Source organism: Streptomyces phytophilus, assembly GCF_013870535.1.
GTDB lineage: Bacteria > Actinomycetota > Actinomycetes > Streptomycetales > Streptomycetaceae > Streptomyces > Streptomyces phytophilus.
The window spans coordinates 1-3,038 of the sequence record NZ_JACBXC010000739.1 but is presented as its reverse complement, the minus strand read 5'-3'; the positions used below and the strand labels follow the sequence as shown (position 1 = coordinate 3,038).

2 protein-coding genes are annotated in these 3,038 nt (G+C 71.0%); both read left to right on the top strand.

Annotated features, from left to right (window positions below):
• The first annotated feature begins 131 nt into the window (after nucleotides 1-131).
• A complete protein-coding gene (gene hflX / locus H5J30_RS24455; RefSeq protein ID WP_181789522.1) occupies nucleotides 132-1,628 on the top strand; it encodes a GTPase HflX in 1,497 nt (498 codons plus the stop codon).
• A gap of 87 nt (nucleotides 1,629-1,715) precedes the next feature.
• Nucleotides 1,716-3,038: tRNA (N6-isopentenyl adenosine(37)-C2)-methylthiotransferase MiaB (gene miaB, locus H5J30_RS24450; protein WP_181789521.1), on the top strand; the 1,323-nt coding region annotated here is incomplete at its 3' end.

Genomic DNA, 3,038 nt, shown 5'->3' with positions numbered 1-3,038 from the left:
AGCGGGTGACGGCCGTGCGGCAGCGTGCGACCATCGTGAGGCCACGACGCCTGCCCGCCGTGCGGGGAATCCTCCCGGTCTGCGGTGCGTTGTCGTAGTGGCAGACAACCGATCTCACAGACAAGGATCCGATGACTTCTCCTACCCACCTTCCCCAGGACGACCAGCGTCTCCCGGAAGGCCTGCGTGCCGACGCCCTCATGGAAGCCGAAGCCGCGTGGAGTCCCGGATCCGACGCAGGCCGTGACGGCGATCAGTTCGACCGTGAGGACCGCGCGGCCCTGCGCCGCGTGGTCGGTCTGTCGACCGAGCTGGAGGACGTCACCGAGGTCGAGTACCGGCAGCTCCGGCTGGAGCGGGTCGTGCTCGTCGGCGTGTGGACGTCCGGTACGGCCCGGGAGGCCGAGAACTCGCTGGCGGAGCTGGCCGCGCTCGCCGAGACGGCCGGCGCGGTCGTGCTCGACGGCGTGGTGCAGCGCCGCGACAAGCCCGACCCCGCGACGTACATCGGCTCCGGCAAGGCGCTGGAGCTGCGCGACATCGTGGTCGAGACCGCGGCGGACACGGTCGTCTGCGACGGTGAGCTGAGCCCCGGCCAGCTCATCCATCTTGAGGACGTCGTCAAGGTCAAGGTCGTGGACCGCACCGCGCTGATCCTCGACATCTTCGCCCAGCACGCCAAGTCCCGCGAGGGCAAGGCGCAGGTCGCGCTCGCGCAGATGCAGTACATGCTGCCGCGGCTGCGCGGCTGGGGGCAGTCGCTGTCCCGGCAGATGGGCGGCGGCGGCTCGGGCTCGGCGGGCGGCGGCATGGCCACCCGTGGTCCCGGTGAGACGAAGATCGAGACGGACCGGCGGCGCATCCGCGAGAAGATGGCGAAGCTCCGCCGGGAGATCGCCGACATGAAGACCGGCCGGGACGTCAAGCGGCAGGAGCGCAAGCGGCACAAGGTGCCGTCGGCGGCCATCGCCGGTTACACGAACGCGGGCAAGTCCTCGCTGCTCAACCGGCTCACCGGCGCGGGCGTGCTGGTGGAGAACGCGCTGTTCGCCACCCTCGACCCGACGGTGCGCAGGGCGGAGACGCCCAGCGGGCGGCTGTACACGCTGGCGGACACCGTCGGTTTCGTACGGCACCTGCCGCACCACCTCGTCGAGGCGTTCCGCTCCACGATGGAGGAGGTCGGCGACGCCGACCTGATCCTGCACGTGGTCGACGGCTCCCACCCGGCGCCCGAGGAGCAGCTCGTCAGCGTGCGCGAGGTGATCCGCGACGTGGGTGCGACGTCCGTACCCGAGATCGTGGTGATCAACAAGGCGGACACCGCCGATCCGGACGTGCTGCGCCGGCTGCTGCGCATCGAGCCGCGGGCGATCGCGGTCTCGGCCGCGACCGGCGAGGGCATCGAGGAGCTGAAGGCGCTCATCGACGTGGAGCTGCCGCGGCCGCAGGTCGAGATCGAGGCCGTCGTGCCGTACACGAAGGGCGCGCTGGTCTCGCGGGTGCACAACGAGGGCGAGGTGCTCTCCGAGGAGCACATCGCCGCGGGCACACTGCTCAAGGCCCTGGTGCACGAGGAACTGGCCGCGGAGCTGAGGCAGTACGCCCCCGCGGGACAGGCCGACTGAGGCGGTCGCCGAAGTCGTAGACTGACGGACGGGCCGCCCCGGGCGGCCCGTCCGTGAACCCCCGTCGCCGTTTGGATGATCGCTGGCATGCCCGAGGAAGTCGCACAGCCGCGCACGTACGAGGTCAGGACGTTCGGATGCCAGATGAACGTCCACGACAGCGAACGGATGTCGGGGCTGCTTGAGGAGGCGGGCTACGTCCGCGCGGAGCCGGGCTCCGGCGGCACCGCCGACGTGGTCGTGTTCAACACCTGCGCGGTGCGGGAGAACGCCGACAACCGGCTGTACGGCAACCTCGGCCAGCTCGCGCCGAAGAAGGCCGCGAAGCCCGGCATGCAGATCGCGGTCGGCGGCTGTCTGGCGCAGAAGGACCGCGACACGATCGTCAGCCGCGCCCCGTACGTCGACGTCGTCTTCGGCACGCACAACGTCGGCAAGCTGCCGGTGCTGCTGGAGCGGGCGCGGGTGGCCCGCGAGGCGCAGGTCGAGATCGCCGAGTCGCTGGAGGCGTTCCCCTCCACGCTGCCGACGCGGCGGGAGAGCCCGTACGCCGCGTGGGTCTCGGTCTCCGTCGGGTGCAACAACACCTGTACGTTCTGCATCGTCCCGGCGCTGCGGGGCAAGGAGAAGGACCGCCGCAGCGGCGACATCCTCGCCGAGGTCGAGGCGCTGGTCGCGGAGGGTGTCAGCGAGATCACGCTGCTGGGGCAGAACGTCAACGCGTACGGGTCCGACATCGGCGACCGGCAGGCGTTCGGCAAGCTGCTGCGTGCCTGCGGGCGGGTCGAGGGGCTGGAGCGGGTGCGCTTCACCTCGCCGCACCCGCGGGACTTCACCGACGACGTGATCGAGGCGATGGCCGAGACGCCGAACGTGATGCCGCAGCTCCACATGCCGCTGCAGTCCGGCTCGGACACGGTGCTGCGCGCGATGCGGCGCTCCTACCGGCAGGAGCGGTATCTGGGGATCATCGATAAGGTGCGGGCCGCCATCCCGGACGCGGCGATCACCACCGACATCATCGTGGGCTTCCCCGGCGAGACCGAGGCCGACTTCGAGCAGACGCTGCACGTGGTACGCGAGGTGCGCTTCACGCAGGCGTTCACCTTCCAGTACTCCAAGCGGCCGGGGACCCCGGCGGCGGAGATGGCCGGGCAGGTGCCGAAGGCGGTCGTGCAGGAGCGGTACGAGCGGCTGGTGGCCCTCCAGGAGGACATCTCCTGGGGCGAGAACAAGAAGCAGGTCGGCCGGGTGCTGGAGGTCATGGTCGCGGAGGGCGAGGGCCGCAAGGACGGCGCTACGCGGCGGCTGTCCGGCCGGGCGCCCGACAACCGGCTGGTGCACTTCGCGCGGCCGGAGGAGCCGGTGCGGCCGGGCGACATGGCCACCGTGGAAATCACCTACGCGGCA